Here is a 5,333-nt window from a genome sequence, read left to right as displayed (position 1 = left end):
CCTTAAAAAACTCTCAAAAAGATCAAGCAGAAAATGTGATGATTGTCGATTTATTACGTAATGATTTGAGCATTTATGCCAATACAGGATCTGTAAAAACAACAAAATTATTCGAGATTGAAAGTTTTAATCAAGTTCATCATATGGTCAGTGAGATTGTCGCTACGCTTAAAGACGATATTAATCCTATGCAAATGTTGCTCTCTGCTTTACCGGGGGGATCGATTACAGGAGCTCCAAAAATTCGGGCTATGCAAATTATTGAAGAATTAGAAGAGGCAGCAAGAGGTGCATATTGCGGGACATTAGGCTACTTCAATTTTGATGGAACAGGCCGCTGGAATATTCTTATTCGCAGTTTTCAACAATATCAAAATCAGCTTTCTTTATGGGCTGGTGGAGGTATTACCATTGCATCAGATGCTGAAGCAGAATATCAAGAAAGTCTTGATAAAATATCTGCTATGCTGGACTTGATGAACAGCATAGCAGAATAAAACTTAAAGAATATCTTGTTTTAACGTTTGCACTAAACGCATATTCTGCTCATCAGTACCCACTGTAATACGCAAAAATTGATTAATACGAGGCTTATTGAAATAACGCACGATAATACCTTGTTCGCGTAATTGCTGTGCAAGTTTGCCTGCATCATGGACTGAGTGTGAAGCAAAAATAAAGTTCGCTTTAGAAGGTAAAACTTTAAATCCCAAAGCAGTTAAGTCATCTACTAGCTTTTCACGACTAGAAATAACTTTTTGACATTGTTCTTCAAAATAAGCCTGATCTTCAAAAGAGGCCACAGCTGCTGCAATTGCAAAACGGTCAATAGGATATGAATTAAAACTATTTTTGACAGCTTCAAGCGCTGCAATTAAATGTGGCTGAGCAATTGCAAAACCAACACGCAAACCAGCTAATGAACGAGATTTTGAGGTTGTTTGACAAACAACCAGATTCTCATAGCGATTTACTAAGCTCACTGCTGATTCTGCACCAAAATCAACATAAGCCTCATCAATTACAACCACTCGATCTGGGTTAGCTTTTAAGATTTTCTCGATATCTAGCAAACCCATGGCAATACTGGTTGGTGCATTAGGGTTTGTAATAATAACTCCCCCATTTGATTGTATATAGTCCTTAGCTTCTATCTCGAAATTCTCATTAAGGGGAATTTCTTTAGTTTTTGTTCCAAAGAACTGACTATAAACTGGATAAAAACTATAAGTGATATCTGGATAAAGAATCGGTTCATCTTGAAGAAAAAATGCTTTAAAAATATGAGCAAGTACTTCATCTGAGCCATTACCAACAAAAACTTGAGACACCTCAATATTCTGTTGTTTAGCAATTGCTTGCTTTAAAGCTGTTGCATCTGGATCTGGATATAAACGCAATACATCAGCTTGCTGAGTTAAAACTGCTTGAACTGCGTCAACTACTTTTGGAGATGGTGGATATGGATTTTCATTCGTATTGAGTTTCAATAAATTCTGAATTTTAGGCTGCTCACCCGGAACATAAGGCTCTAATTCACGAACTTCTGGACTCCAAAAGCGCATTTGTGCTGTAGATAAAGTCATGGTCTTATCTCAAAAAAGGGCTGAAAATCAGCCCTGAGTAATAATTAAAACACTACAAGGTTTATAAGCTTATTGATAACGATAGCGAGCTGAGCGTGCATGGGCATCTAAGTTCTCTTGTACAGCCAATATATCTGCGGTTTTAGCTAAATTTTTAACCCCATCTTTCGAACACATAATCAAGCTCGAACGTTTTTGGAAATCATAAATGCCTAAAGGAGAAGAAAAACGGGCTGTTCCAGAAGTTGGTAATACATGGTTTGGACCTGCACAATAGTCACCAATTGCTTCAGGCGTATAACGTCCCATGAAAATTGCTCCAGCATGACGAATATGTTCGCTCATGGCTTCAGCATCATCTAAGCAAAGTTCTAAATGCTCTGGTGCAACCTGATTAATCAACTCAATTGCTTCAGCACGGTCTTTGACTAATACCAAAGCACCACGATTTTCAATTGAAGTTCGAGCAATATCTGCCTTTGGCAATTCATTTAAATGCTTTTCAATTGCCAACTCGACTGCATTAAGCAAAGCTTCATCTGGAGTAATAAAAATAGCTTGAGCCACAGTGTCATGTTCAGCTTGAGATAAAACATCCATAGCTAACCAATCTGCATTATTCTCGCCTTCTGCATATACTAAAATTTCAGAAGGTCCAGCAATCATATCAATGCCGACTTGACCAAATACAGCACGTTTAGCAGCTGCTACAAAACGATTCCCCGGACCAGTAATTTTATCTACAGGTGGAATTGTCTGAGTACCATATGCCAAAGCTGCTACAGCCTGTGCCCCACCAATAGTAAATACCCGGCTAACTCCCGCAAGATAAGCTGCGGCAAGAACCAATGGATTTAGTTCACCATTAGGTGCTGGAACAACCATGATAATTTCAGGTACACCGGCAACGTGGGCTGGCACAGCATTCATTAAAACTGAAGATGGATAAGAGGCTAAACCACCTGGTACATAAATACCTACACGGTCTAGAGGTGTCACTTTTTGCCCTAATGTATTGCCCAAATCATCTATATAAGTCCAGCTATCTTGTTTCTGAGCTTCATGAAATGTACGAATACGAGCTGCTGCTAACTGAAGAGCATCGCGAATTTCTGGATTTAAATTATCAAAAGCAGTTTTAAGTTGTTGTTGAGATAATTCTAAATCTGAGAATTGATGCGCTGGATGTCGATCGAACTGTTGAGTGAGCTTTAAAACATGATCATCACCATGCTGACGAACATCAGCAATAATTTGATCTACTGTTTGCACTAAATTAAGATCATTTACGGTTTCAAATGCTAAAAGCTCAGCAAAAACCTGTTTGAAGTTCTGATCTTGAGTCGATAAACGTCGCATCAATTTACCCACAAGGCGAAAAAGAAAAACCAAGTTTACTCTTTTTCTAAGCGCTTGTGGGCATCATCTGAAGCAACTATCACAAAAGCATGATGGGAAATTGCTTTTAACGTGATTGAACGGCTTGCTCAAGCTGTGAAATGATTGGATTTAATAGAATCTGCTTACGTTTAAAACTAGCTTTATTTACAATTAAACGTGAAGAAACTTTGCAAATTTCCTCTAATGGTTCAAGACCATTCGCTCTGAGCGTATTACCAGTATCAACCACATCCACAATGTAATCACCCAACCCGACCAAAGGCGCTAACTCCATAGAACCATAGAGTTTAATTACATCAACTTGCTCACCTAAGCTTGCATAATACTGACGTGTAAGATTGACATATTTCGTGGCAACTTTTAAACGGCCTTTTGGACGCTCCATTCCCACTTTACCAGCAGTCATTAATTTACACTTAGCGATTTTCAGGTCAAGTAGCTCATATACATGCTGAGCACCGTGTTCCATCAACACATCTTTACCTGCTACACCTAGATCTGCTGCGCCATTTTCTACATAAGTAGGCACATCAGATGCACGTAAAATCAAAATACGTACTTGCTTATGCGTAGTAGGAAAAATCAGTTTACGGGACTTTTCCGGATCTTCCAGCAAATTAATACCCGCTGTAGCTAGTAAAGGTAACGTCTCTTTTAAAATACGCCCTTTACTGAGTGCCAAGGTCAAACCATGATCAAAATTGCCCATCACATCAAAATTAGGATCATCGTTTCTTACATCATTCATTAACTTACTCGCTTAATTTTGGCACCTAAACCTTGAAGTTTCTCTTCGACATGCTCATAACCACGATCAATATGGTAGATACGATCAATTAAGGTATCTCCCTCTGCAACTAAAGCAGCCAAAACTAGAGAGAATGAAGCACGTAAATCTGTTGCCATTACAGGTGCTGCCTGTAAAGTTTCTACACCAGTTACGACAGCATCGTGACCTTCAACCTGAATATTAGCACCCATGCGTGACAGTTCAGGAACATGCATAAAACGATTTTCAAAAATCGTTTCAGAAATCGTTGCAAATCCGCGACCAATAGCATTTACAGCCATAAGCTGAGCTTGCATATCTGTTGGAAACTCCGGATGTGGCAAAGTCCTAAAACTTACTGCTTTAGGACGTTTGCCTAACATATCAAGCTCGATCCAGTCATCACCACGAGTGACTTCAGCACCCATTTCTTCAAACTTGTCCAAAACAGATTCAAGTAATGCAGGGTCAGTATGTGTAGTTTTAACACGACCGCCCGTAATTGCAGCAGCTGCCAAATAAGACCCCGTTTCGATACGATCAGCTACCACGGCATACTCGCAACCGTGCAAACTTTCTACTCCAGTTACAACAAGAGTATCAGTATCTAGACCTTCAATCTTAGCACCCATTTTAATGAGCATTTGAGCAAGGTCAGTAATCTCAGGCTCACGAGCTGCATTACGAATAGTCGTAACACCATCAGCCAGTGCGGCAGCCATCAAGATGTTTTCAGTACCACCAACGGTAACCATATCGAAAACAACTTCACCACCTTTTAAACGACCTTCAACTGAAGCATGGACATAACCATTTTCAACTTCAATATGCGCACCTAAAGCTTCTAAAGCTTTTAAATGCTGATCAACTGGACGTGATCCAATTGCACAACCACCCGGTAAAGAAACTTTCGCATTGCCATAACGTGCTAATAATGGCCCTAAAACCAAAATTGAGGCACGCATTGTTTTTACCAATTCGTAAGGAGCAAACTGATTATCTAAAGTAGAGGTATCAGCTTTTACTGTGTCATTTTCATAGCCGATTGTAACCCCTAATCCACCAATCAATTTGACCAAAGTATTTACATCTTTAAGATTTGGGACATTGGTAATTGTAATTGGTGAGTCTGCAAGAATAGTTGCAGCAAGTAATGGTAAAGCCGCATTTTTAGCACCAGAAATGCGCACTTCCCCGTCGAGCTTAACACCACCCGTAATTAAAAATTTATCCATTAATATTTAAGCTCCGAAAAGGCTTGCTTTACGCCATTCATCTTTGGTCATTGCACGAATTGTTACCGCGTGAACTTCGCCACTTGCAATATAAGTATTTAATGGTGCATAAACTAATTGTTGACGAGCAACAGTACGCTTACCGTCAAATTGATCATCCACAATACGGAGGTCAAATTTTCCGGCCTGTCCGCTCACCGCTACTTCCGCTTCAGGGAAAGCTTCTTTTAAAATTTGAGTGAGCTGTTCACTATTCATTGCAAAGACCTCTGACACAACCTAAGGTGTAAAACGAAGTATTTTACTATAACTTTTTCAAAGAATTCAGTACGTGTTTATATT

General features: G+C 39.3%; 6 protein-coding genes. 1 reads left to right on the top strand and 5 read right to left on the bottom strand.

Going from position 1 to position 5,333, the window contains the following annotated elements:
* Positions 1–497: chorismate-binding protein (locus tag HUN22_RS15420; RefSeq protein WP_174731135.1), on the top strand; the 497-nt coding region annotated here is incomplete at its 5' end.
* Between the two features lie 3 nt (positions 498–500).
* Here the strand turns inward: HUN22_RS15420 and hisC are convergent.
* From hisC to ibaG, 5 genes are all read right to left on the bottom strand, one after another.
* The gene (gene hisC / locus HUN22_RS15415; protein ID WP_174731132.1) at positions 501–1,586 is read right to left on the bottom strand and encodes a histidinol-phosphate transaminase; all 1,086 of its coding nucleotides are present in this window, start codon (positions 1,584–1,586) and stop codon (positions 501–503) included.
* A gap of 69 nt (positions 1,587–1,655) precedes the next feature.
* Positions 1,656–2,945, bottom strand: coding sequence for a histidinol dehydrogenase (gene hisD / locus HUN22_RS15410; protein WP_174731129.1), 1,290 nt, complete (start codon positions 2,943–2,945; stop codon positions 1,656–1,658).
* A 106-nt stretch (positions 2,946–3,051) separates the two neighbouring features.
* Positions 3,052–3,735, bottom strand: coding sequence for an ATP phosphoribosyltransferase (gene hisG, locus HUN22_RS15405; RefSeq protein WP_174731126.1), 684 nt, complete (start codon positions 3,733–3,735; stop codon positions 3,052–3,054).
* Positions 3,735–4,991 carry a UDP-N-acetylglucosamine 1-carboxyvinyltransferase gene (murA, locus tag HUN22_RS15400; protein WP_002115380.1) on the bottom strand — a complete coding sequence of 419 codons (1,257 nt, stop codon included), beginning with the start codon at positions 4,989–4,991 and terminating at the stop codon, positions 3,735–3,737. The genes hisG and murA overlap by 1 nt, the downstream gene beginning before the upstream one ends.
* A gap of 6 nt (positions 4,992–4,997) precedes the next feature.
* On the bottom strand, positions 4,998–5,249 hold the full coding sequence (gene ibaG / locus HUN22_RS15395) for a BolA family iron metabolism protein IbaG (RefSeq protein ID WP_002115399.1): 252 nt from the start codon (positions 5,247–5,249) through the stop codon (positions 4,998–5,000).
* Between the last annotated feature and the right edge of the window lie 84 nt (positions 5,250–5,333).

Source organism: Acinetobacter lactucae (genome assembly GCF_013344765.1).
GTDB classification, from domain to species: domain Bacteria; phylum Pseudomonadota; class Gammaproteobacteria; order Pseudomonadales; family Moraxellaceae; genus Acinetobacter; species Acinetobacter lactucae_A.
This window is presented reverse-complemented; position numbering and strand designations above follow the sequence as displayed.

Bases quoted from the DNA above. Each gene is read 5' to 3' on its own strand.
- hisD (WP_174731129.1), bottom strand. From the start codon at position 2,945: ATGCGACGTTTATCGACTCAAGATCAGAACTTCAAACAGGTTTTTGCT.
- hisC (WP_174731132.1), bottom strand. From the start codon at position 1,586: ATGACTTTATCTACAGCACAAATGCGCTTTTGGAGTCCAGAAGTTCGT.
- hisG (WP_174731126.1), bottom strand. From the start codon at position 3,735: ATGAATGATGTAAGAAACGATGATCCTAATTTTGATGTGATGGGCAAT.
- murA (WP_002115380.1), bottom strand. From the start codon at position 4,991: ATGGATAAATTTTTAATTACGGGTGGTGTTAAGCTCGACGGGGAAGTG.
- ibaG (WP_002115399.1), bottom strand. From the start codon at position 5,249: ATGAATAGTGAACAGCTCACTCAAATTTTAAAAGAAGCTTTCCCTGAA.